This is a genomic window from Streptomyces sp. NPDC030165 (assembly GCF_055573595.1).
The window spans coordinates 253,637-276,193 of sequence record NZ_JBVIBD010000009.1 but is presented as its reverse complement, the minus strand read 5'-3'; the positions used below and the strand labels follow the sequence as shown (position 1 = coordinate 276,193).

Annotated in this window: 21 protein-coding genes; 7 read left to right on the top strand and 14 right to left on the bottom strand. The window is 72.4% G+C overall.

Annotated features, from left to right (window positions below; all coding sequences use genetic code 11):
* Window positions 1-172: 172 nt before the first annotated feature.
* The 8 genes from ACZ4Z1_RS19465 to ACZ4Z1_RS19430 form a co-directional block, all read right to left on the bottom strand.
* The gene (locus ACZ4Z1_RS19465) at window positions 173-751 is read right to left on the bottom strand and encodes a hypothetical protein (RefSeq protein ID WP_468487817.1); all 579 of its coding nucleotides are present in this window, start codon (window positions 749-751) and stop codon (window positions 173-175) included.
* Window positions 752-989: 238 nt separating this feature from the next.
* Window positions 990-2,216: an FUSC family protein gene (locus ACZ4Z1_RS19460; RefSeq protein ID WP_468487816.1), complete on the bottom strand. Its 1,227-nt coding sequence runs from the start codon at window positions 2,214-2,216 to the stop codon at window positions 990-992.
* Between the two features lie 116 nt (window positions 2,217-2,332).
* Window positions 2,333-2,914, bottom strand: coding sequence for an acetoacetate decarboxylase family protein (locus ACZ4Z1_RS19455; RefSeq protein WP_468487815.1), 582 nt, complete (start codon window positions 2,912-2,914; stop codon window positions 2,333-2,335).
* Window positions 2,915-2,967: 53 nt separating this feature from the next.
* Entirely contained in the window at window positions 2,968-3,135 is a 168-nt protein-coding gene (locus tag ACZ4Z1_RS19450) for a hypothetical protein (protein ID WP_468487814.1), read from the bottom strand.
* 464 nt (window positions 3,136-3,599) lie between these two features.
* A complete protein-coding gene (locus ACZ4Z1_RS19445) occupies window positions 3,600-4,700 on the bottom strand; it encodes an aminotransferase-like domain-containing protein (RefSeq protein ID WP_468487813.1) in 1,101 nt (366 codons plus the stop codon).
* 172 nt (window positions 4,701-4,872) lie between these two features.
* Window positions 4,873-5,976, bottom strand: a complete 1,104-nt coding sequence (locus ACZ4Z1_RS19440) for an alpha-hydroxy acid oxidase (protein WP_468487812.1) — start codon at window positions 5,974-5,976, stop codon at window positions 4,873-4,875.
* A gap of 173 nt (window positions 5,977-6,149) precedes the next feature.
* Complete coding sequence (locus ACZ4Z1_RS19435) at window positions 6,150-6,917, bottom strand: TSUP family transporter (protein WP_468487811.1); 768 nt, start codon at window positions 6,915-6,917, stop codon at window positions 6,150-6,152.
* A gap of 130 nt (window positions 6,918-7,047) precedes the next feature.
* A complete protein-coding gene (locus ACZ4Z1_RS19430; RefSeq protein WP_468487810.1) occupies window positions 7,048-8,037 on the bottom strand; it encodes a TauD/TfdA family dioxygenase in 990 nt (329 codons plus the stop codon).
* Between the two features lie 562 nt (window positions 8,038-8,599).
* Between ACZ4Z1_RS19430 and ACZ4Z1_RS19425 the strand changes: the two genes are divergently transcribed.
* From ACZ4Z1_RS19425 to ACZ4Z1_RS19415, 3 genes are all read left to right on the top strand, one after another.
* Complete coding sequence (locus ACZ4Z1_RS19425; protein ID WP_468487809.1) at window positions 8,600-8,755, top strand: hypothetical protein; 156 nt, start codon at window positions 8,600-8,602, stop codon at window positions 8,753-8,755.
* Window positions 8,752-9,126, top strand: coding sequence for an STAS domain-containing protein (locus tag ACZ4Z1_RS19420; RefSeq protein WP_468487808.1), 375 nt, complete (start codon window positions 8,752-8,754; stop codon window positions 9,124-9,126). Before ACZ4Z1_RS19425 ends, ACZ4Z1_RS19420 begins: the two co-directional genes overlap by 4 nt.
* Before the next feature lie 156 nt (window positions 9,127-9,282).
* Entirely contained in the window at window positions 9,283-10,149 is an 867-nt protein-coding gene (locus tag ACZ4Z1_RS19415) for a DUF5995 family protein (protein ID WP_468487807.1), read from the top strand.
* Here ACZ4Z1_RS19415 and ACZ4Z1_RS19410 read toward each other — a convergent pair.
* Genes ACZ4Z1_RS19410 through ACZ4Z1_RS19400 form a run of 3 tightly spaced genes read right to left on the bottom strand, consistent with a single transcriptional unit; the run spans window position 10,104 to window position 13,310 of the window.
* A complete protein-coding gene (locus ACZ4Z1_RS19410) occupies window positions 10,104-10,709 on the bottom strand; it encodes a hypothetical protein (protein WP_468487806.1) in 606 nt (201 codons plus the stop codon). The two genes, ACZ4Z1_RS19415 and ACZ4Z1_RS19410, sit on opposite strands and share 46 nt — an antisense overlap.
* Window positions 10,690-12,000 carry a phenylacetate--CoA ligase family protein gene (locus tag ACZ4Z1_RS19405; RefSeq protein WP_468487805.1) on the bottom strand — a complete coding sequence of 437 codons (1,311 nt, stop codon included), beginning with the start codon at window positions 11,998-12,000 and terminating at the stop codon, window positions 10,690-10,692. Before ACZ4Z1_RS19405 ends, ACZ4Z1_RS19410 begins: the two co-directional genes overlap by 20 nt.
* Window positions 11,997-13,310, bottom strand: a complete 1,314-nt coding sequence (locus ACZ4Z1_RS19400; protein WP_468487804.1) for an FAD-dependent oxidoreductase — start codon at window positions 13,308-13,310, stop codon at window positions 11,997-11,999. Before ACZ4Z1_RS19400 ends, ACZ4Z1_RS19405 begins: the two co-directional genes overlap by 4 nt.
* A 590-nt stretch (window positions 13,311-13,900) precedes the next feature.
* Between ACZ4Z1_RS19400 and ACZ4Z1_RS19395 the strand changes: the two genes are divergently transcribed.
* Entirely contained in the window at window positions 13,901-14,338 is a 438-nt protein-coding gene (locus ACZ4Z1_RS19395) for an LppU/SCO3897 family protein (RefSeq protein WP_468487803.1), read from the top strand.
* Between the two features lie 65 nt (window positions 14,339-14,403).
* Here ACZ4Z1_RS19395 and ACZ4Z1_RS19390 read toward each other — a convergent pair whose 3' ends face one another.
* Window positions 14,404-17,163 (bottom strand): AfsR/SARP family transcriptional regulator, encoded by a 2,760-nt coding sequence (locus ACZ4Z1_RS19390; RefSeq protein WP_468487802.1) that lies wholly within the window; start codon window positions 17,161-17,163, stop codon window positions 14,404-14,406.
* 242 nt (window positions 17,164-17,405) lie between these two features.
* Window positions 17,406-18,281, bottom strand: a complete 876-nt coding sequence (locus ACZ4Z1_RS19385; RefSeq protein WP_468487801.1) for a LysR family transcriptional regulator — start codon at window positions 18,279-18,281, stop codon at window positions 17,406-17,408.
* A gap of 182 nt (window positions 18,282-18,463) precedes the next feature.
* Here ACZ4Z1_RS19385 and ACZ4Z1_RS19380 point away from each other — a divergent pair, with 182 nt between their 5' ends.
* The 3 genes from ACZ4Z1_RS19380 (at window position 18,464) to ACZ4Z1_RS19370 (ending at window position 21,371) form a co-directional block, all read left to right on the top strand.
* Window positions 18,464-19,495 (top strand): MBL fold metallo-hydrolase, encoded by a 1,032-nt coding sequence (locus ACZ4Z1_RS19380; RefSeq protein ID WP_468487800.1) that lies wholly within the window; start codon window positions 18,464-18,466, stop codon window positions 19,493-19,495.
* A gap of 191 nt (window positions 19,496-19,686) precedes the next feature.
* A complete protein-coding gene (locus tag ACZ4Z1_RS19375) occupies window positions 19,687-20,571 on the top strand; it encodes an ATP-grasp domain-containing protein (protein ID WP_468487799.1) in 885 nt (294 codons plus the stop codon).
* Window positions 20,568-21,371 carry an ATP-grasp domain-containing protein gene (locus tag ACZ4Z1_RS19370; protein ID WP_468487798.1) on the top strand — a complete coding sequence of 268 codons (804 nt, stop codon included), beginning with the start codon at window positions 20,568-20,570 and terminating at the stop codon, window positions 21,369-21,371. The genes ACZ4Z1_RS19375 and ACZ4Z1_RS19370 overlap by 4 nt, the downstream gene beginning before the upstream one ends.
* 51 nt (window positions 21,372-21,422) lie before the next feature.
* On the opposite strand, the gene ACZ4Z1_RS19365 is transcribed toward ACZ4Z1_RS19370, so the two are convergent.
* Window positions 21,423-22,538: an LPXTG cell wall anchor domain-containing protein gene (locus ACZ4Z1_RS19365; RefSeq protein ID WP_468487797.1), complete on the bottom strand. Its 1,116-nt coding sequence runs from the start codon at window positions 22,536-22,538 to the stop codon at window positions 21,423-21,425.
* Window positions 22,539-22,557 lie beyond the last annotated feature (19 nt).

The window sequence follows — 22,557 nt, the reverse complement described above, 5'->3', positions numbered from 1 at the left end:
ACGAAACAACCCCAGATTCCTCCCGCCATGGGCGGACACGGCATCACTTTTACGCCAGTTGGCCAGGTCGGGAAGCTATTTTCCCGGTGCTTTGCCGTGGTTGCCCGCGGAATACCTGAACAACACGTTCTCGTGTTCGAAAAAAGGGGGGTGAAGTGCGGCATGCGGCCGGTTACGGCTGATGAGCCCCGGGCACCGCCCACCCGTCGGCACCCGGGGGTTCCATGTCACCGCTGTCCAGGGCCGCCACGTAATGGATACGCACCGGCCGCCGGCCCGCCGGCACCGCGTAGGTGACCTTGCCGCGCGTGCATTCGCCGGCCCGGATCTGCGTTTCGACGGGGAACTGAGGTCGCGGGAAATCGTCGCGTGCCGTCTCGGACGGCGCAACGGCCTCACCATCGTCGTAAAGAAGGCGCCAGTCCGATCCGGTGGCGGACACACTCCCGGATTCCGCGCACACCTCTACATCCAGGGTGGCCCGGACGGAATGGCCGTCGCCCTCTTTCCCGGCGGCCGACTGCCGGTAACTGAAGACCTTCACCGTGCCTCGTCCGGAGCCGTCTTTGCGCTGCCATGCCAAGGGGCGGCCCACATCCAGAAGGCGGGGGGAGGTCTCCGCGGCCGTCGGTGTGGCGGCCGCCCCCTTCGCAGGCGCGCCGTCGGCAGGCGACGAAGGCGGGGCGGTGGTGCTGCAAGCACTGACGGCGACTGCGAGCAGCACGGGTAACAGCAGGCTGGTTCTGCGCATGACTCCTCCGGGAGAGCGGCCGGGATGAAGCTCGTACGTCATCTTCACACCCTGGCTCCCGGAAATCGGCCCATGGATGAATTCAGCAGGGGAGTTGGTTCTGCTTCCGCGAGAGCGGTTCGCCCCTACGAGCAGTCTTCGCGGGGTGCGGAAGGAAGTCCGGGACGGTTCCGGCAGAGTCACCGTGCAGCGGCCGGTGCCGCGCCGGCCACCGACGATCCGGCCGCTGTGCAGGCGGTCACAGCTTCCCGGACCGGTCGCGCGTCCGGGTGACGCGCAGACGACCCCGGAGCTTGTCCACCGGGCGGTACTTCGCGCGCTGCTCGCGGGACTCCCGGTCCAGTTCCTCGATCAGCCGCTGGGTGCGCTTCTCCACGTCCAGCTCGTCCAGGATGCGGTCGATCTCGGCCAGCAGGGCTCCGTGCAGCTGCCACTGGCGCGGGTGCTCCCGAACCCCGTCCAGGAGCAGGTGGGCCACGACGTCCCGGCTGGCGCGGCCCGCGGCGAGCTCCCTGGTGAGGTGCTCTTCCGCCTCCTCCGCGTTGGCGCCGACCTGTGTGGTGATGAGGACGGCGAAACTCTCGACCGCACGGGCCATGTGGTGGAGGACGTCGTGCAGGGCGGAGCCGATGTGCGGGGCGAACAGCGGTTCGTCGGTCCGTGCCTTGGCCAGGTCGGTCAGGGTGCGGCACAGCGTACGGAGGACCACCGCGGAGATTTCGAGGGTGTCCAGACCGGTGCGCAGGACGACGCGGAAGAGCAGGCCCTCCTTGACGCGGGGGTTGAGCCGCAGACTGTCCTCCGCCTGCCGGAGGGCGGCGTCCACCTGCACGATGTCGTGGTCCAGGCGGCGCGCCTCGTGCAGCCGGGCCGCGGCCTCCGGTACGGGAGTGTGGCCGCGCACCTCGTCGCCCAGGCACACCAGCATCCGCCCCATCCGCCGCGCCAGATCCTCGATGGCCTCGCCGGCGGGCTGTACCCACACCGGCGGGACGAACAGGACGTTGAACAGCAGCCCCACGCCGGCGCCGATCAGCGTTTCCAGCACCCGGTCCCAGGCCGTCTCGGCCACCCGGGTCACGCCCAGCACCAGCATGGCGCTGATCGCCACTTCGGGGACGAACTCACCGGCCCGGACGAACCGGCCGATCACCAGCGCGGCGAGGATGATCAGGCCCAGGCTCCACCAGGTCAGCCCCACCAGCGCGCTGAACCCGATCGCGATGAGGACGCCGACCACCACGGCGTTCACCCGCCGCATGCCGGTGGTGATCGTCGCGTACAGGGTGACCTGGACGACCAGCAGCGCGGTGAGCGGTGCGGTCAGCGGCGCCGGTTCGCTGCTCAGGAGCAGGGCGACGACGTAGGAGAGCACGGCGGCCACGGTCGACCGGACGGTCTGGACGACCACCGGCTCCCGGCGCCGCCGGACGAGATGCAGCCAAGGGTCGGTAACTACAGCCACTCCTGACTTCTTCCCCCTCTTCCGCCCCACAGGCATCTCTGGATGCGGGGTCACCGGTCTGTACGCCTGGCCGTGGCATCGGCGCCACGGGGAACGGCGGTGGGGGCCGGGGTGACTCAGGGGGCCGGCGGCGCCGGATGGAGCGCGGGGGCGGGCATGAGCATGTCGAACGATGCGGCGCTGAAGCCGACGCGGGCCCGGCTGCGACGGAGCGCGGGCAGCCTCGCCGGCCACTCCTCCACGCGTACCGAAGCGGCCCCAGGGCGGGCCGTGAACCGCGCGGTGAGGACCGTCCGCGCACCGTCGAGCGTCCCGAAGCCGGTCATCGGCAGGGGAACCCGGGGGAGCGACGGGCCGCTGGCCGACAGGCGCACGGCGGCGACGAGCCCCTGCCCGTCGGTCACACGGACACGCGGCCCCTCCCAGCGGAACTCCGCCAGTTGCTTGGGCACGCCCCAGATACGGCGGCCGCCCCGCAGCGACTGCTCGTCGTCGACCCAGATCCAGCGTACGTACACACCGGCCCGCAGACCGCGGCGAGCGAGCGTACCGACGATCAGTTCGTCATAGCTGAGCGTCCCCTCGCGGTACCGGATCACGAACACCGCCAGGGCCCGGCCCGCCAGAGGAGACAGGTCCGGGGGTGGGGCCGGGGCCGACTCCGCGGCGAAGAGACCACCCCACAGGTGGCCTGTCATGTGCCAGGGCGGTGGCGGGTACGGGCCCGGTACCGCGCCGGAGCCGGTCGCCGTCAGCTCTTGTCTCCTCCCGGCTCGTCCGCACGCTCCCCTTCCGCCTGGGAAGGAGTGGAGCGCGGCGTCTCCTCGCGGCCGCGTTCGCGCGCGGCGGCGCGCCGGTCGGCGGTGCGCGGTTCGTCGTCCCGCTCGCCCTCCGCCTGCGAAGGTGTCTGTTCGCTCATGTGCCATGTCTCCGGGGCTGCGACGTGACCGGTGTCGGTCGACGTGGTGATCGACGGACGTGTACGGAGGCTGTCTTCCCGGCCGACCGGCACGGGAACGCCGACGGCCGTCCGCGGCCCGCCGGGTACCCGTACCGATCACCCGCAAACCCGCACATTCCATACGGATCGAGGATGCGGGATCACCTTCGGCGGGGCGGCGTCCGTGCGGGTGGCGGGCCCCGGTGCCGTGGACGCGCGCCGGCCGGCGAGCCAGGACAGCTACGGGCCGCTGACCGCTTCCAGCATGCTGAGCCTGGCCGCCCGGCGCGCCGGCCACAGAGCGGCGAGCACTCCCACGACGGCGGCGGTGAGGAGGAAGGCGCGCGGACGTGACCGTGGCCGCCCCGGTGAGCCGGACACCGGGGCGGCCACGGGCGCCGTCGGACCTGCCCGAGGCCCGAGGCTGGTCCGGACCCCGCAGGTCAGCCCTTGGACGCCACCGCCGCCAGCCGTTCGACACCGGCGGCGAACTCGTCCGGCTCGAAGGACTGGAACGGCAGCCGCAGGAAGACCTTGCCCGCGGGCGGCGCCGCGTCGCCCGGGTAGAAGCCCGAGCCCCGGGTCAGCTTCAGGCTTCCGGCCGCCGCGGCCTTGAGGAACGTGTCCTCGTCCGTGGCGACGGGCAGGTGCACGCTCACGTAATAGCCGCCGTTCGGTACGGCGAGCAGCGCCTCCTCACCCAGCAGTTCGCGTACGGCCTTGACCGCGCCGTCGTGCCGGGGCCCGAGCAGCTCGCGGATTGCCGCCACGTTCTCCCGGGCCAAGCCCGCTGCCAGGGCCTTCGCGGCGACCGCCTGGAGCAGCGGGGCGGGGGAGAGGTACGTGCCCTCGGCGAGCGCGGCCAGCGTACCGAGCGTGCCGGGCTCGCCGATGACGTAGCCCACGCGGAGCCCGGGACTGAGGATCTTGCTCAGCGAACCCATCGTGAGCACCCGTCCGGCGGGCGCGAGGTCGAAGAAGCCGGTGGGCGCCTGGCCGCCGTACCGCAACTCCCGGTAGGGGATGTCCTCCAGGATCAGGAAGTCATGGGTCTCGGCGAGCTGTACGAGGCGGCGGCGCTTGTCCTCGCTCATGGTGACGCCGCTCGGATTCTGGAAGTCCGGGATGACGTAGACGAGCGCGGGCACGCGGGTCGCCAGGCGGGCCTCCAGGGCGTCCAGGTCGAGACCGTCGTGCTGGAGGGTGATGCCGCAGACCCGTCCGCCGTGCCGCTCGAAGATCTGCACCGCGCGGTCGTAGGTGGGGGCCTCCACGTACACGTCCTTGCGGTCGCCCGCCAGGAGGTGCGCGGCGAGCAGGTCCAGCGCCTGGAGGGAGCCGTTGGTGACGAAGACCTGGTCGGCGCCGACCGAGTGGAAGGCAGCGATCTGCTCCCGCAGCGCCGCGTCCCCCGTGTGGTTGCCGATCGGTGCGTACTGGAACACCCGGTCCTCGCTGTCCCGCAGGACGGCGGCGGTGTGCTCGGCGAGCTGCCGCGAGGGGATCGCTTCCTGCGGGGGGATGCCGCGCGAGAAGTGGAACATCGTGGATCTCCGTTCTCGGAAAGTCGTCATGCGGGTACGTCGTGCGGTGGGATCACGGGGACGGGGGGAGAGATCGTGATATGGGTGAGAGGCCGGGGTACGGGTACGAGGCCGGCGTACGGTGGGCGTTGCGATGCGGGCCGGTGTGCGGTACGGGTCCGGCCCGGGCCTGTCAGGCCGCTCCGGCTCCCACCCCGGCCCCGGCCCTGGTCACGAAGTGCGGTCCCAGCTCGTCGACGTCGGCCGCGCCGAGCTGCCGGAGGGTGTCCTCGATCTCCCGGCGCAGCAGCCGCAGCACCGCTTCGACCCCTTCGCGTCCGGCGACGCCGAGGCCCCACAGGTACGGCCGTCCCAGGCAGACCGCGTCGGCACCGAGGGCGAGGGCCTTGACGACGTGCACGCCGGAGCGGACACCGCTGTCCATCAGTACGGCGCACCGGCCGTCGACCTCGGCCGCGACCTCGCTCAGCGCGACCACGCTGGGCACCGCACCGTCCAGCTGCCGCCCGCCGTGGTTGGAGACGACGACGCCGTCCGCGCCGCTGTCCAGGCAGCGGCGCGCATCGTCGGCCCGCAGCACACCCTTGACCAGGAGGGGGAGCCGGGTCCTCGCGCGGATCCACAGCAGGTCCTCCCAGCTGAGCGGGAGCCGGTCGATGCGGGCCCCGGCCGGTACCTCGCCCTCCAGGATGCCCAGCGCGCGCAGCGTCCCGAAGTCCACGTGCCCGGGGGTGGCGAATCCGGCGCGCTGGGCGTGCACCCGCAGCGCGGCGTGACTGGCGTCCACGGTGACCACCAGGGCCGACGCACCGGCGGCCTCGGCCATGTCGATCGTCGCGGCGATGTCGTCGCGCGACCGGTAGGCGTACAGCTGGAACCAGCTGGCCCCGCCCGACGCCTTGGCGATCTCCGGGAAGGGCACATGGCTGTCCGTGCTGACGACGGGTACGACCCCGGCCGCCTCGGCGGCGAGGGAGGTGGCGATCTCCGCGTCCTCGTGCAGCAGCCGCTGCGGGCTCGTCGGCGCGAGCAGGACGGGCATCGCCATGCGGTGCCCGAGGACGGTCACTTCGGTGCGCGGCTCGGTCTCCGTACTGGCGAGGACCTGCGGTCTGAGCCAGATGTCGTCGAACGCCGCGATGTTGGCGCGGACGGTGCGGTCGGTTCCGGCGCCGCCGGCGACGTACGCCCGGCAGCCCTGGTCGAGTACCGCGTCGCTGGCGGCCTCGAAGTCCGGCAGGGTCAGGAGTTGTTCGAGATTCCGTACGGGGTCCATGGTGGCCTCCGGTCTCTCGTGATGTGGAAGTGTCGGATGTGTTCTCGCGTGGTTCCCATCAAGTGCTGACGTGCAGGATGTACTGACGTGCGGAATGTGTTGATGATGCGTTGACGTGCAGGAAGTGCCGCACGTACTGACCCCGTCGGGCGTATGGCCGCGGCCGCCGCCCCTCAGGCGAACTGGTCGAACGCCATCTTCGTCACCATGCCGATCACCACGAGCACCAGCACGGTACGGACGAAACCGGACCCCTTCTTCAGGGCCATCCGCGAACCGATCATCGCGCCGGTCACATTGCCCACGGCCATACCGAGCCCCAGTGCCCACAGCACGTTCCCCTGGAGCGCGAAGACCAGCAGGGCACCGAGGTTGGACGAGGCGTTGATGACCTTCGACATCGCCGCGCTCTCCAGGAACTGCGTGGCGAGCAGCGTGGTGAAGGAGATGATGAGGAAGGTGCCCACGCCGGGCCCGAAGAGCCCGTCGTAGAAACCGACCACACAGCCGGCGAGGAGCACGGCGACGACGCGCCGCCGCCGGGTCACCTCACGGGCCAGCGGCTGGGTGCCGAAGCTCGGCTTCAGCGCCACGAACAGGGCGACCGAGATCAGCAGGACCATGATGACCGGGCGGAAGTACGACGTGGGGACGGTGGCCGCCGACAGCGCGCCGAGCGCGCCGGCCGGCACCGCGCAGGCGGCGGCCGGGACGAGGATCTTCCGGTCCAGGGTGGTGCGCCGCGCGTACATGTAAGCGGCGGTCGCCGTGCCCGTGATCGCGGCGATCTTGTTGGTGCCCAGGGCGGTCGCCGGCGGCAGGTGCGGAAAGCTGAGCAGCAGTACGGGGATGAGCAGCACCCCGCCCCCGCCGACCACCGCGTCCACCCACCCGGCGGCCACCGCGGCGGTGAGCAGCCCTATGACGTCTATGAAATCCACGGTATTCCGGTCCTCAGTGCAAGGGCGCGCAGTCCTGGGCGACTGCACGGGCAGGGCGAATCCAGGAGCGGCCGGCCGCTCGGGGCGGCCGCGCTCGACGGGGTGCCGCGATCACGCGGGCGGGGAGGGCTCAGAGGACGCCCTGGATGTCCTCCATCGTCGGGATGACGCGTTGGCGGGGCATCATGTGCTGCGTCCAGCCGAGGATGGAGCGTACGGAGTAGAAGCGGCGCAGCCAGCGGTCCCGGCCGTCGTAGCGCGGGACGAACGCGCTGCGGCCGTGCGCCGCCACGTGGTTGTCGACCACGACGAGGTCGCCGGGCTCCAGGACGACGTTGTGGCAGACCGCCTCCAGCGCCTCGGCCAGCGCCTTCAGTGCCGCGGTCGCCCCGGCGCCGGCGGCGTGCGTGGTGTGCGAGTTGAAGCGCATGAACGGCCGGTCGTACGGGCCGAAGACGGCGGGGTGCGGGCCGGAGCGCGGCACCGGGCCGGTCCGGCCGCGGGTGAAGGACGCCGGGTAGGAGCTGTAGAACTGCGGGGTGCGCAGGATCGCCACCTGCTCCTCGGTCAGGTGCCGGACGGCCTCGCGCACCGAGGCGACGCGGGTGGCCGCGACGCCCTCGTGGTCCTGGCGCAAGCACAGCAGGCCCAGGTAGTCGGGGCGCAGCGGGTGGTGGACGTTCTCGGTGTGGAAGTCGAAGGCCACCGACCCGCTGTTCTCGATGCGTTTCTCCTCACCGGGCACGGCGTGCACATCGTGGATGAGCGCGCCGTCCTTCTCGTCCTGGTACCCGACGAGTGAGCCGAGCAGATCCGCCACCAGCGTCAGTGTGCCGTCGGTCGGGTGGCCTTCGAGGGCGCCGGAGTGGTGGACGGTGGGCGTGTCGGGGAGGTCTCCGACGGTGAGTCCGCGCAGCAGGAGGAATCCCGAGTCGGCACCGGTCTCGGCGAATTCGAGCAACGCGGTGCGCACGGATTTCGGCAGATCGAGAAGTAGACCGGAAAGCGCCAGTGCAGACGCCTCCGAGGCGCCGGCGGCCAGCTCCGAGAGCCGCCAGAGCTTGTGTGTTTCGGCCTCGGACAGGCGGTAGGTCTGCTGTTCGGCGAGTGCGGGGGTCACCGTGTCTCCTTGTTCTTGATTGCTGCGTTCGTGTTGCCTCTTCAGGCCGCCGCAGAGCGTGAACCTGGTCGGCAAACGCCAGAAAACATGCGCACGTGCAAATGGTGAACGGGTGGTATTCCGCTCACTATGAGCTGAAAGGAGGGGTTGGACCGGAATTCGCCGGTAACAGTAGAGACTGCATTTCTGGACTGTCAACGAAAGGTTCCGGTCAGCGTGACGAGCCGTCACGCAGGTGTCGGTCAACTGCACTTGCCCGCACTTGGCACGGTTGGGAAGGTACGCCGGATTTGTTCGACGCAGAGGTTGTAGAGGACATGTGAGGGTCCTGTGGTGGGCGTCGGAACTGCGGTGAGCACGCCAGGCGAGGCGCTACACCGTCCTGTCTCACCCACTGGACACCGCCGATGCGGCCGAGTCGCGACCCCTGATTCACGCCACCCCGAGCGCATCACTTTTGGTCATCGCGTGGACAACCAGCCATGCAGGATGACCAAAATGAGGCTCTGATGGCCTTTCAGTACAGCTGGCCGGCCATGGTGCCCGCGCCGGAGGCGGCGTTATGCTCGGCCGCGAGGGGGTGATCAGCTTCCTCCCCGCCTGTACCGCCCGGACCGCCCGGACCGGCCGGACCGGCGTGACGGCCGTCGTGGAGGAGACACGAGGAGACACCGTCGCCCTCCTCGAAACCCTGACCACGCCGGAGAACCGACCGTGAACGACATCTTCCGCCTGACCACCCGGCGTGCCGACGGCGACCTCGCCCTGACCGCCCTCGCCGGCGACCTGGACCTGACCACTGCCCCCGCCCTGCGCGCCGAGGCGCTGGACCTCATCGGACGGGGCCACCGCCATCTCGTCCTGGACCTGGAGGCCGTCGCCTTCTGCGACTCCTCCGGCTTCAACGCCCTGGTGGCGATCTGGCGCTGCGCCAAGGAGGCCGACGGCAGCCTCAGCCTGGCCGCCGTCTCCGGCCGGCTCGCCCGGCTGCTGAACATCACCGGCCTCGACACCCTGCTGCCGGCCTACCCCACCACGGCCGAAGCCCTCGCCGCACACCGCCGCGGCGGCGCAACGGCCACACCGTGAGCCGCCCCGGCCCCTGACTGCTCCGCCCCGGGCTGCCGTGACCTCCGTCGAGCCGAATCGTTCAGTGGACGGGGGATTCACATCGGGACCGCGACGAGAAGGCGGGGGAACATGGCCCGTAGGCGTGGCGCATTCTTCACATTGTCCACTGCGGTGATGGCGGGGGCGGCACTTCTGACCGGTGGGCCCGCTCTCGCCGTACCGTCATCGCGCGACGACACCCGGCGCCTTTCCTGCGACGGGCCGGTGGTCGCATGCGTACGCGAAGCGCGCCGGACCCTGACCCGGGTACGTGACGAACTGGGCTGTGACCACCGGGCCCCCTTTCCCGTGATCTACGTCCATCTCGAACGCGCTCTGGAAGCGGCCGCCGCGAAGCCGGATTCCTTCGACGATCCGGACTGGCTGGCCGGAGACCTGAATACCGGATTCGTCAATCTGTATCTGGACGCCTATCACGCGGACCGAAATGGACGAGCGGTTCCGCAGGCGTGGAAAACGGCCTTCGGGGCCGCCCGCACCGGTGATGTGAACGCCGGTCAGGACGTCCTGCTCGGCGCCAACGCGCACATCCAGCGGGACATGCCCCATGTGCTGGCGTCTCTCGGGCTCACCCGCCCCGGAGGAGCGTCACGCAAGGCCGACTACAACCGTTTCCAGGCCGTTCTGGACCGCGCGTACGCGCCCGCCGTCCAGGAGATCGCCCGCCGTTTCGACCCGGTGGTGGCCCTGGCCGACGCGCGGTGGAATCCCATCGCCGGTTACACCGCCGGCCGCCTTTTCCGTATCTGGCGGGAACAGGCGTGGGTCCACGCGCGGCAGCTCGCCGCGGCCACCACCCCCGCCGCCCGGCACGACGCCGAACGGCGCATCGAGACGAATGCGGCCCGCTGGGCGCTGCTGCTGAACACCGTGCACGTACCCGGATACCGTGCGATGCGCGACACGTATTGCCGGACACACGCACCTTCTGGTGGTCATGCCAAAGCCACGACGGATGGGTTGAACCGTTCCGCGACGTAGACCGGATACCGGCCCGGGCTCCGGATCACGTACTCCTTGAAGGCGCACCGGCCGAAGTGCGGCGCCTCGGGCGCGTGCGCGACACCGCACCGCAGCAGTTCGCGGTGGAGCGCGCGGCGTTCCTCGCGCAGCCGCACCCCGAGGGGCGTGGGATCCGCCGGTGGCGGCAACTGACCCGTCGCGGCCACCGCGGAGACGACCCGGTTGCGGCTGACCGGCCGCCCTACGGGGTCGACCAGTTCGGACAGCCGCTCCAGGAGCCGGGGCAGCCGCTCAGCCGCGAGGGCCCGGCGGATCGCGGGCGACACCGTCGCCGTGTCCACCACCCGCTGCTCGACGACCCGCACCCGCAGGGGCACGCCGAGCAGCGCTTCCAGCATGACCGTCGTCGCGCCGTCCCCGGTCAGCAGGATGCGGGTGGAGGAGGGGAGCCCGGCCAGGCCGTACCCGACGGCGTGGCAGACGTCGGTGGCAGAGGCGCCAGCAGCAGAGGCGTCTGAAGCCGGAGCCTCTGAAGAAGGGGCGGCTGAAGTAGGTGCGTCAGTAGTAGAGGAGACCACGGGACCAGTCCTCGTCGGGGCCGAAGAGACTGCGGGGCTTGAGCACGTCGCCCGGCGCGGACAGCACCTCGTCGGGCATCAGCGTGCCCGGCGGCACGGGAGTCACCGCGCAGTCCACGCCCAGGTGTACCCGTACGGCGTCGGCCAGTTCGGCGCGGGCGGCCGCTGCGTACGCGTCCGCCACCTCCACCTCCACGACGAGCCGCCGCGCTTCGGCCCGCGCCCGCCAGAACAGCACGCCGTACGCGGCGGGCAGGCGGAACACCAGCTCCTCCAGCTGGATCTGGGAGACGCGCCGCCCGGCGACCGCGAACGCCTGCGTCTCACGGCCCGCGAGCCGGATGACGGGCAGCCAGCTGCCGCAGGCGCACGGCTCGTGGCTCAGGTGGACGTGGTCCTCCAGGTCGTACCGGAGCAGCGGCATGGCCTCGCGGTACAGCGGGGTGATGACGAGGTCGCCGGTGCCGTCCGGAGTGATCTCCCCGGTGGCGGGGTCGAGGACCTCGGGTACGACGCGGTCGGCATAGAAGTGCCGCCGGCCGAAGCGGCAGGCTGAGGCGAGCGGTCCGACCTCGGTGGCGCCGTAATCCTCGATCACGGACGCGCCCCACAGCTCGCTCAGCCGCTCGCGGCGCGCATCGCTCAGCGGCTCGCCGCAGACCAGGAGCGCCCGTAGGCGCGGGAAGTCGGTGCGGGGATCGAGCCCCACCGCGCGGGCCGCCGCGGCCCAGATGAGCGGCTCGGTGGGATTGGACCAGGTGAGGGTGGTACCGAGGTCGTGCAGCAGCCGGACGACACGTGCGTACGGGGTGGCGAAGCTGCGGCTGTCGGCGGGCACCACGGTCGCGCCCTGCATCCGGGCGCCGAAGTGCCCGATGTGCCCGGCCAGCACCATGGCGTACGGGATGCGGACCAGCAGAGTGTCGGCCGCGTTGATGCTGACCGGCATACGGTTGAAGCGCTCGCCGATGTCCACCCAGTCGTCCTCGGTGCAGAACGAGGACGTCGCCCGGCCCGAACTCCCGCTGGACTCGTGGTAGGTGGCGACCCGCTCCCTCGGCACCGCCAGCATGCCGAACGGGTAGGCGGCGCGCAGATCGTCCTTGGTGGTCACCGGCACGTCGGCCAGGCTGGCGGGCATCGTGCCGCCCTGCCGGAGGCGGAACCGGCCGCGGTAGAAAGGGGAGTTCGCGGCGTGGCGCAGCGCCGTGCCGATACGTTCCCGCTGGAGGGCGTGGAGTTCCTCGAAGCCGTTCCACTTCCGGGGTGCGGCCGGTCGCGTCAGTGTCACGATGCGGTCTGCCTCTCCTGTAATCCTGAGCCGTGGCCCGTAGCCGTGACTGTGTCTGCGGCTGCGGCTGCCGTGCCGCGGGCCGGTCGGTGATGAAGGCCGGCGGATCGTCCGTCGTCCAGCAGCGAGAGCGGCATGATCGAGCGGAGCGCTTCGGTCCGGGAGCGCCGGAGCCCCTCGTCGGCCGCGAGCCGGCGCAGCGGCGCGAGGGCCCCGTCGAGCCGTGCGGGGTCGCGGGAGTCGAACACGAGGCGCTTCATGTCGGTCGCGATCGGCGAGAAGCGCGTCCGGAACGCTTCGCGGCTGAGGTGGGCGTAACGGTCCAGCACGTCCTCGCCGCACCGCCCGAGAAGGACGGCGGCCAGCGCCTCGCCCAGCGGGAAGGCGTCGTGCAGCCCGGCCGTCAGGCCCATGCCGCCGGTCGGGTTGGTGACGTGGGCCGCGTCGCCCGCCAGCAGGACCCGGCCCGCGCGAAACCGTTCGGCGGTCCGCTGGTGCGCGCGGTACGGGGCGTACGCGACGAGTGCGTCATGACGCGGCCCGGGCAGAATACGCGCGAAGAAGTCCGCCAGCCTTCGCGGCAGCGTTTCTTCCGGGAGGGATGCGTCCTCCGTCCAGGCCACTCGCCACAGGTTTCCGGAGTCGATACGCACGATGATCGCACCGTCGTCCGGATCGATGAGGAAATTCGCGTCGGCGTAACCGTGTGCGGCGAAGTCGTACCGGATGTCCGTGGCGACGAAGCGCTCCGGCCAGGTAAATCCATCGAATTTCACGCCGAGTGCTTTCCGTACGGTGCTGCGGGCACCGTCCGCACCGACGGCCCAGCGCGCTTCGAGCCGTCCGTGGCCCGCCCCGTGCCGATAGCCGACGCAGACCGATGAGCCGTTCTGACGCACCGTGTCGACCACGCAACCGAACTTCACCTCGGCGTCCGGAAAGCGCAGCAGCTGTTCCAGGAGGATTCGGCTGAGTACGTCCTGCCGCAGAATCAGGTTGTACGCGGGGACGGTGTCCATATGGAGATCCGGCAGGGAATGACGGATGCGCTCGCCGGTGCGGCGCACCACGAAGTCGCGTCCGCGCAACGGCGTTCCCGCGCGCACGATGGCGTCGAGTACCTGGAGCCGCGCGAAACCCTCCAGCGTGTGGCCCTGGTGAACCAGGGCACGGGAGGACGCGGCGATGTCCGGAGCGCTTTCCAGGACGGTCACCCCGACGCCCGCGGCCGCTAGCCCCAGGGCGGTGGTGAGCCCGACCGGCCCCGCTCCCACGACGCACACCTCCGGACTTCTCGACCCGGATGACATAGGCATTCCTCCTGCCGTGCCGCATGGCACGGGACATCGGCATGGACATGAATTCGGTCGTCACGCAACGGAAATTCGCCAACTCCGCGCGAGTGCGGGGAGGGTGAAATTCCGCCCTGTCCCCACACCCGGCCCTCGGAATGGCCGGAGTGCGGTCAACCGGCCGACTCCCCGCGGAACACGGCAGCAAGAGGACCAATGAGCACAAGAAACCTACGCGGCGTTCCGCGGTAATCCAAGGTTCCGTTTTGACGGTTGGACAGCGGAGTGCGGGCAGCGACCGGGAGCCCCGGATTGCGCGGCCCTGTGCCGACGGGCCCCACCGCTGTCCGGCGTGCCGCGCGCGTCTCGTAACCTGCTCTACCGGAAGTCGCACCGGCACGCCGGTCAAGCAGCATGGAAACTGGGGGATCTGTATGTCCGCGTACTCACCACCGCCCAACGGCGCGCCCAACGGCCCGGCAGGCGGCGGCCCCGCTCCGTACGGACAGCCCGCCCCCGCTCCGTACGGCCCGCCTCCTGGCCAAGGCACACCCGGCCCCGGCCCGTACCCGCCCCCGGGACATCCGTCTCCCTACGCCCAGCAGCCGGTGCACGGACAGCCGCCGATACCCGGACAGCAGCCCCCGCCCGGACAGCCCGGCTGGCTGCCCCCGGCCCCGGCCCCGGGCACGCCGATGTTCACGCCGACGGGGCCCCCGCGGCGCCCCTGGCTGCGGCCGCTCATCGCCGTCGGCATCCTCGCGGTCGCCGGAGCGGGACTCTGGGGGCTGACCGCGCTGACCGACGACGGCAAGCCGTCGCCGGAGGTCGCCGGCAAGGCCAAGGTCGGGCAGTGCCTGGAGAACCGCGGCACCCACGCCGACCCCGTCCTTTTCACCATCGGCTGCGAGGAGGACAAGGCCGACTACAAGCTCGAAGTCGACCCCGGACCGAACGGCAAGTGCCCGCCGGAGCTCGACGAGTACACCGAGCGGGGCCGCCACGTCGGGTTCGTCAAGCTCTGCCTGTCCCCGCTGCACGACTGAGACCGGGGCGTCCCGGGCCGGGCCGGTCCGGGCATCGGACGCGGTCGCCCGCGGCCAGGACGCGGTCAGCCCGCGACGACCCGGAGGTTTCCCCCGGGCGTCCCTCCGCCACCCACGGCGAGGCCGTTCTGCCCGGCAGGCGCCCCCTCGGCCGTCCCCGGCGTCCCGGTCAGGGCCGTGACCTCCGCGAAGCAGCGCCGGGCCTCGGTGTCGCGGCCGAGGGCCCGCAGTGCCTTGCCACAGGTGTCGAGGAGCAGCGCCCGCCGCTCGTCCGACTGCTCGTCAGGGGCCAGGGCCAGGCCCTGACGGCAGTGGGCCAGCGCCTCGTCGGGCCGGCCGACGGTGAGGCAGTGGGCGGCCAGATGGTAGAGGGACAGGGACTCGGTGTGCGGGTGGTCGAGGGTGTGCGCCATCCGCGCGGCCATCTCCCGCCGGGTTCCGGCGCCGGACAGGTCCCCGGCGTGCTCCAGCGCGGCCGCCCAGTTGATCAGCGCGATCACCTGACCGCGCGGGTCCCCGGCCCGTACGGCGAGGTCCGGGGCGCGGCACAGGTGCTCCAGCGCCGCGGTGTGCTGCCCGTTCTCGGTGAGCACCCAGCCGAGCAGCGAGCACAGCCGGGACTCGGCGTCCGGGTCGCCGAGCGCGGTGGCCGCGGTCAGGGCGCGTCCGAGGGTGGCTTCCCAGCCGTCGTGCACCTGGCGTACGACCAGGGGCCACAGCTGGACGGCGAGGCGCCAGGCCAGTTCAGGGTGCCCGGCGTCGGCCGCGGCGGCCACCGCGGCGGTGAGGTTGGCGCGCTCGGTGACGTACCAGGCCATCGCGTCGGCGCGGTCGGCGAAGACCGGCGGCGCTGTGGGCGGGGACACGCCCGGGGGCAGCGCGGAGCAGGGCTGACTGCCGGGTTCGGCCGCCGCGGCGGCCGCCTGGGCGGCGGACAGGTAGTGCACCAGCAGCCGGTGCAGCCCCGCCGTGTCGGCCCGTGCCGCGCAGGAACGGGCGTACAGCCGGGTCAGGTCGTGCATCAGGTACCGGTCGCCGGTCCACTCCTCGACGAGGTGCGCGGCGGCCAGCTCGTCCAGGGCGGCACGTGCCGCGGCGGGCGGCAGGCCGCTGAGCGCCGCCGCTGCGCCGCTGTCGAGTTCGGATCCGACGTGCAGCGCCAGCTGGCGGAAGAGCAGTGCGCCGGCCGGCGGCAGTTGCTGCACGCTCAGGCGCAGCGTCGCCTCGACTCCCAGGTCCTCGCCGGCCAGCAGGGACAGCCGCCGGTGTTCGTCGGCCAGGTCGTCCGCCATCGCGCGCAGCGACAGCCGGGGCCGTGCGGCGAGCCGGGCGGCGGCGAGCCGCAGCGCCAGCGGCAGGCCGTCGCAGAGGGCGGACAGTTCCGCGGCGGCGGCCGGTTCGGCGGCCACCCGGACGTCACCGATCACGGTACGCAGGACCCGTACACCGTCCGGCGGCGCCAGCCGTTCCAGCGGCAGCAGCCGGGCGCAGTCGGTGGCGGCCAGCCCCTCCAGCCGGTTGCGGCTGGTGACCAGCACGGTGGACCCGGGTGTGCCGGGCAGCAGGGGACGTACCTGCGCCGAGTCGCGGGCGTTGTCGAGCAGGACGAGGACGCGGCGGCCGGTGAGCAGTGAGCGGTACTGGTGTTCCGCGGCGCGCGCGTCCGCGGGCAGGCGCTCTTCGGGGACGCCGAGCGCCTGCAGGAAGTCGTGCAGTACTCCGGCCGGCTGCGGACCGGTGCCGTCCGGTTCCGTGGCGTGCAGGTCGGCGTAGAGGACGCCGCCGGGGAAGTCACCGGCGTACGTGTACGCCCAGTGGACCGCCAGCGAGGTCTTGCCGACACCGGCGGGCCCGGTGACCACACACAGCGCCGGGGTGCCCGGCTGCGTGGCCTCGGTGAGCCGCGCCAGTTCGTCCGTACGGCCCACGAAGCCGGCCGGCGCGCGCGGGAGAAGGCAGGGCACCGGGGGCACCGGGGGCACCGGGGGTACGGCCGTGACGGCGGGCGTGGGAGGCCGGGGCGGTGAGGGCACCGGCACGGGTATCTGCCCCTGTACCGGTACGTGTTCCTCCGCCCGCGCCGGCCGGTCGCCGGCCGGCCGGGTACGCAGGATGGTGAGGTACGCCTCGGAGAGCGTGGCCCCGGGGTCGACGCCCAGTTCCTGGGCGAGCAGGCGCTGCGTACGGCGGTAGAGGTCGATGGCGTCGGCCTGGCGGTCGGCGTCGTGCAGCGAGCGGACGGCGGCCGCGACCAACGACTCGCGCAGCGGGTGGCGTTCGACGGCGGCCTGCAGCGGTACGAGGGCCTCCGGGCCGCGGCCGCACGCGTGCAGGGCCGCGGCGAAGTGTTCCAGCGCGACGAGACGTTCCTCCGTCAGCCGTTCTGCCGCCGCGGCCATCAGTGGTGTGTCACCGGTCCCGCCGAGTACCCGGCCCCGCCACAGCCCGAGGGCCTCCCGCAGCAGGGCGGCCGCCTCCTCGCCGGCGGAGCCGGCGGTGGCCCGGCGCACCAGGTCACGGAAGCGCCACACGTCCACCGACTCCGGCGCGGCGTGCAGCGCGTAACCGCCTCCCTCGGTGGCCACACAGGCCGTGGGAGCCGTGTGCAGCAGCCCGCGCAGGGCCGACACATGGCCGTAGACGATGGTCCGGGCGTGGGTCGGCGGCCGGGTGTCCCACAGCGCCTCGATGATGCGCTCGGCACTCACCGGGGCGCCCTCGGCCAGCACCAGCAGCGCCAGCACGGCCCGGCGTTTGGGAGGCCCGACCGGCACCGGTACGTCCCCCGAGAAGGCCGACACCGGCCCGAGCAGCCGGAAGTCCATCAGCGTTCTCTCCCCTTGGCCGAGTCGTTGCGGCGTTACGGCGTCCTGGCACATGGCGTTACGGCGTTACGGCGGGAATCTTACGAGGTCACAGGGGCGAGATCGGACGGACGAGGCATGGGGGCCGGAATTGGACCATGGGCGTAGGCGCGGGCAACACGGCGTGACAGCGGGAAAGAGGCGGTCGGGGCCCTGCGGGCGGCCTCCGCCCTCCTCCGCAAGCTGCCCTGGACGTCGCGGCGTCAAGCCGTGGCGGTACCGGCGCTGTTCCACGTGGCCACCGCGATCCGTACGAAGGAGCGGACGAGCGGGCCGGGAGCCGTGCCGTTCCAGGCGATGACGAGGGGGCTGGGCGGCATGTCGGCCAGCGGGACCGCGGTGAGCCCTACGGGAAGGGGATGGCCCAGCGGCGTCAGCCCCACCGTCCCGCTCCACAGGACGGACTGGAGGCATTCGTGGGCCGTCCGTACGACGGGACCACTCCGGCGGGCGGTGGGCCCGCCGCCCCAGAACGCGGCCCACACAGGATCGGTGCCGTCCGGGAAGCGGAACCACGGGCGGTCGGCGAGGTCGTCGAGGCGCAGGCTGTCGCGTCCGGCGAGCGGGTCGTCGGCGCGCAGGACCACGCCGACCGGGTCCGAGCGCAGGACGTGGGTGGTGAGACCGGTGGTGCCGAACGGCGTGCGGGTCAGGGCCACGTCGACCAGGCCGGCGCGCAGCCCGGTGGCCGGATCGGTCAGGTCGGCCTCGCGGATGCGGACGTGTACGTGGGGGTGCCGGTCCCGGTAGGCGGCGGCGAGCCGGATGCCGGCCTGCTCGGCACTGTCGGCCAGGGTGCCGACCGTCAGCGTGGCCGTACCCGCGGCGGCCGCCACCCGGACGCGTGTCTGGTCGGCCCGCGCCAGGAGCGTACGGGCCTCGTCGAGAAGCACGATCCCGGCGGAAGTCAGGGCGACCCCGGCGGGGGAGCGGTCCAGCAGGACGCAGCCCAGGTCCGCCTCCAGTTGCCGGATCGCCCGGCTCAGCGGTGGCTGGGTCATCCGCAGCCGTGCGGCGGCCCGGCCGAAGTGGAGTTCTTCGGCGACGGCCACGAAGTAGCGCAGCACGCGTAGCTCCATCCGGCCACGATACCCGTGCGGTATCGGGCGGACGGGATCGGTGTTGGACGCCGCGGGGCACCGGGCGGTGGACTCGACGCCGTACCGGATCCGCTGCCGCGGGGTCGGCGGGTTCGACGGGCTCGGCGGAACGTATCGGCGGATCACGAACCCGTGCACGCCGAGAAGGTGGGATGGCCGAGATGCCCGAGACAACCGAGACAACTGATATGGCCGAGGCGGCCGACATGACGGAGATGGCCGGGAAACCTGAAGAGCCAGGGAGGCCCGAGACGCCCGGGCCGGCGTTGCCGGACCCCGTCGTACGCGTCGAAGGAGCCCGCGAGATCGCCCGTGACGTGGTGGTCATCCCCGACCAGGGCGTGCCGCTCGTGCCGAACATCGGGATCATCGGCGGCCGGGACGCCGTCCTGGTGGTCGACACCGGTCTGGGGCTCCGGAACGCGGAAGCGGTACGGGAGTTCGCGGTCGAGTACGCGCGCGGCCGCGAGCTGTACCTGACGACGACGCACTTCCACCCCGAGCACGCCTTCGGAGCGCAGGTCTTCGCCGGCGCGGCGACCTATCTGGTCAACCGGGACCAGGCCGAGGACCTGCGGGAACGGGGGCCCGGCTACCTGGAGACGTTCCGGCGGCTCGGCGAGCCGGTCGCCCGTCGGCTGGAGGGCGTCGTCCCGCCGCGCCCCGACCGTGTCCACGGCCCGAGTCGCGATCTCGACCTGGGTGGCCGGGTGGTACGCCTGCGGGCCACCGGCCGGGCCCACAGCCGGGGCGACCAGGTGGTCGGCGTGCCCGACGTGGACGTCCTGTTCACCGGAGACCTGGTGGAAGCGGGACAGTTCGCCATCTTTCCCTGGTTTCCGCCCCACGACATGGACGTCTCCGGCACCCGCTGGCTCGCGGTCGTGCGGCGGCTGGCGGCACGCCGCCCACGGACCGTGGTGCCCGGCCACGGAGCGGTCGGCGGCCCGCAACTCCTCGCCGACGTGCGCGACTACCTCGAACTGCTCCAGCGCGAGACGTGGCTGCGCCGCGACGCGGCCGTCAGCGAGCGGACGACCGCCGCCGAGGTGACGGAGCTGATGATCCGGCGGCACCCGCAGTGGGCCGGGCGGGAGTGGATCGAGAAAGGGGTGGGGTGCCTGTGCGCCGAGCACGTCCTTGCCGGAAGTCAGGAAAGCGTCAAGACGCCGCCGCGGCCCGCCCGGCGCTGATCGCGTAGGTCCTCCCGTGCCGCCCCGGACTTGCCAGGGTGGGCGGGGAAATCCGGGCTCTCCCCGCGCCCCCGCTCCGACACCGGGCAGCGGACCGCCCCGGCGCCGGGGAGAACGCCGGCGATCAGCCATGACATCCTGTGATCTCGCTACGCGCGCCGGGCCGGCTCGGCGGATTACAAGGAAGATCGATGAGGCTCTGCTTCCTGGTGGAGGAACACTACCGGCACGACGGAATGCCCAATGAGGTGATCCGTCAGCTGAGATCCTGGGGGCACCAGGTGGACGTGCTGCGGCCGGGCGGCTCCCTGCTGCGCATGACCGAGGCGGTCCGGGCGGGCTCGCACGACGCCTGGGTGCTCAAGACGGTCTCCGGCGGCCCGGGGCTCACCCTGCTCGAAGCGGCGGCCTCGGCCGGGATGACGACGGTCAACGACGCCCGGTCGATCCGGCGCGTACGGGACAAGGCGCTGGCCGCGGCGATCGGCCGCGGCCGGGGGCTCCCCATACCGCCGACCTGGGCCGCGGCGCGGCCCGAACTGCTCGCCGAGATACCGGAGTCGCAGTACCCGCTGGTGGTCAAGCCCGCCGACGGCAGCTCCGGGCGGGCCGTGCACCTGGTGGCGTCGCCGGACCGGCTGGCCGCGCTGGCTCCCGAACTGGCGCGGGAGGGCCTGCTCATCGCCCAGACGTACGTGGCCAACTCCGGCATCGACGTCAAGGTGTACTGCGTCGGCGGCGAGCTGTACGCCACCGAGCGCTGCTCCCCGCTGCACCCGGAACTCGGCGTACGGGAACGCCGCGTGCCGCTGCCGGCCGAGGTGGCCGCGATCGCCGGGCAGGTCGGGGCGGTCTACGGTCTCGACCTGTACGGCGTGGACGTCCTGCTGGGGCCGGACGGCCCCGTGGTCGTCGACGTGAACGACTTCCCCAGCTTCCGGCAGGTCCCGGACGCGGTGGCGCGGGTGGCACGCGCCGTACTCGGACTGGCCCGCGCGGGTCAGGGGCCCGCTTTGGCCCCCGCCCCGGCCCCGGCCCCACTGCACGTGCCCGCTGCGGCGGGGGAGAGCGCATGAGGATCGGCCTGATAACGGGCGATCCCGGCCATCCGCTGCTGGCCGCCACCACCGCCCTCCTCACCCCCGGACACCGGGTGGAGGCGCTCGACCCTGACCTGGCGGACGGCGCTCCTGAGCGGCCCGCCGACGTCTACCTGCTGAAGTCCCGTACGCCACGCGCCCTCGCCCTCGCCCTCGAGCTGGAGGGGCGCGGTGCCCCGGTGGTGAACTCGGCCGCGGCGACCACGCTGTGCCAGGACCGTACGGCGATGGCGCAATGTGCCCGGCACGCCGGTCTCCCGTTCGTCCCCACCCATACCTTCAGCACGCTCGCGCAACTGGCCGACGGGCCGGGCCTCCCAGGGCCCGTGGTGGTCAAGAGCCGGCACAGCCGCAAGCAGGACCTGGTGGCCCGCGTCGACAACGACGCGGACCTGCGCGAACTCGCCGCCGCGCGTCCGCAGGAGCCGGTCGTGGTCCAGGAGTTCGTGCCGAACAGCGGCTGGGACCACAAACTCTGGGCGGTCGACGGCCGGCTCTTCGCCGCCCTGCGCCGCTCCGAACTCTCGCCCGAAGGCCGGGGCCCCGCCCGGCCGCTCGCCCTCGGCGCCCTGCCGCCCGACTGGGCGGACATGGTGTGCCGGGCCGGCGAGGCCTTCGCGCTGGACGTCTTCGGCGTGGACGTCATCGACGCGGGCGACGGGTCACCGCTCATCGTGGACATCAACGCCTTCCCCGGCATCCGGGGCCAGGCCGGCGCCCCGGAGGCCCTGGCGGCGCTGGCACTGCGCCGCGCCGCCAGGGCCCCGGTCACCTGACGCGGTTCGTCCGGCCGGGCCCGGACTGCCGCCGGACCCGGCCCACGGTCCCTACGCCGCGGTGCCCGTACCGGCGCCGGTCTTGCGGCGGCGTACGGTGATGACCGCGCCCGCGCCGACCGCCATCGCCACGCCACCCACCAGGGCGATCGTCGGCAGCGCGGAGGACGAGCCGGTCGCGGCCAGTTCGCCTGTGCGGGAGGTTTCCGTGGCGCCGCCCTGTGTCTTGAAGCCGGCCTGCGGCGTGTTGCCGCCCGTGCCGCCGGCGCCGGGCTGGGCGCTCCCGCTGGGCTTGCCCGGCTTGCCGGGATCGCCGGGCTTGCTGTGCGCCGGGAGAATGGTGAAGTAGTACTGCCCGTGGTTGGAGCTGCCGCAGGAGCCGTCCTTGTTGCGGAACGAGCCCTCCATGATCACCCAACCGCGGCCGGGCGTGGCCGTGGCGATCGCGCGAAGGCGCAGCGGCAGGCTGACGGTGCTGCGCGGAGCGAGGGAGAGTCCGGTGAACTCCCTTTCGTTGCCGGCGTCGTCAAAGCTCACCCACCTGCCCGTACGGGGATCCTGGATCTCGCCCTGCACCTCCCAGTACGGGTAGTCGACGGGTTCGAAGGAGTAGGCGAGCGGCTCCAGCCTGATCTTGTCCATCGCCTTGTCGGTGGTGTTGGAGATCTTGATGGAGGAGTGGCTCCAGCCGGCACCGGCGACGAACTCGGTCTGCATCCCCTCGATGTCCATCTGCAGGCGCCCCGGCCCGATCTCGCACTGCCTGCCCGGGCCGTCGTCCTCGGACTTCGATCCGCCGGGCGTGGTGCCCGGCTCGGTCTCGGGGGCCTGGCCCGGCCGGGTCCCGGTGCCCTGCCCGGGCCCGGTCGTGGTGTCCTTTCCGGTGCCGGGCGCGGGTCCGGTGTCGTTCCCCGTGCCCGGTTTCGGGGCACCGTCGGTTCCGGTGGCCGGCTTCCCGGCACCGGACGAGCCGCCCGATTCCGTCGCCCCGCCCGGCTGCCCCGACGTGCCGGCGTCCTTGGGAGCGTCGGCCTTCTGCGACGTGCTGGTGTCTGCCGGCGATCCCGGGGTGTCCGTGGCGAACGCGGTGGCGGGCGCGGCCAGTACGGCCGCGGGAGTGAGCACGGCGGCGGCCGCGGCGGCCGTCAGCGCTTGGCGCAACTTCATCTACGAGACCTTCCTGAGA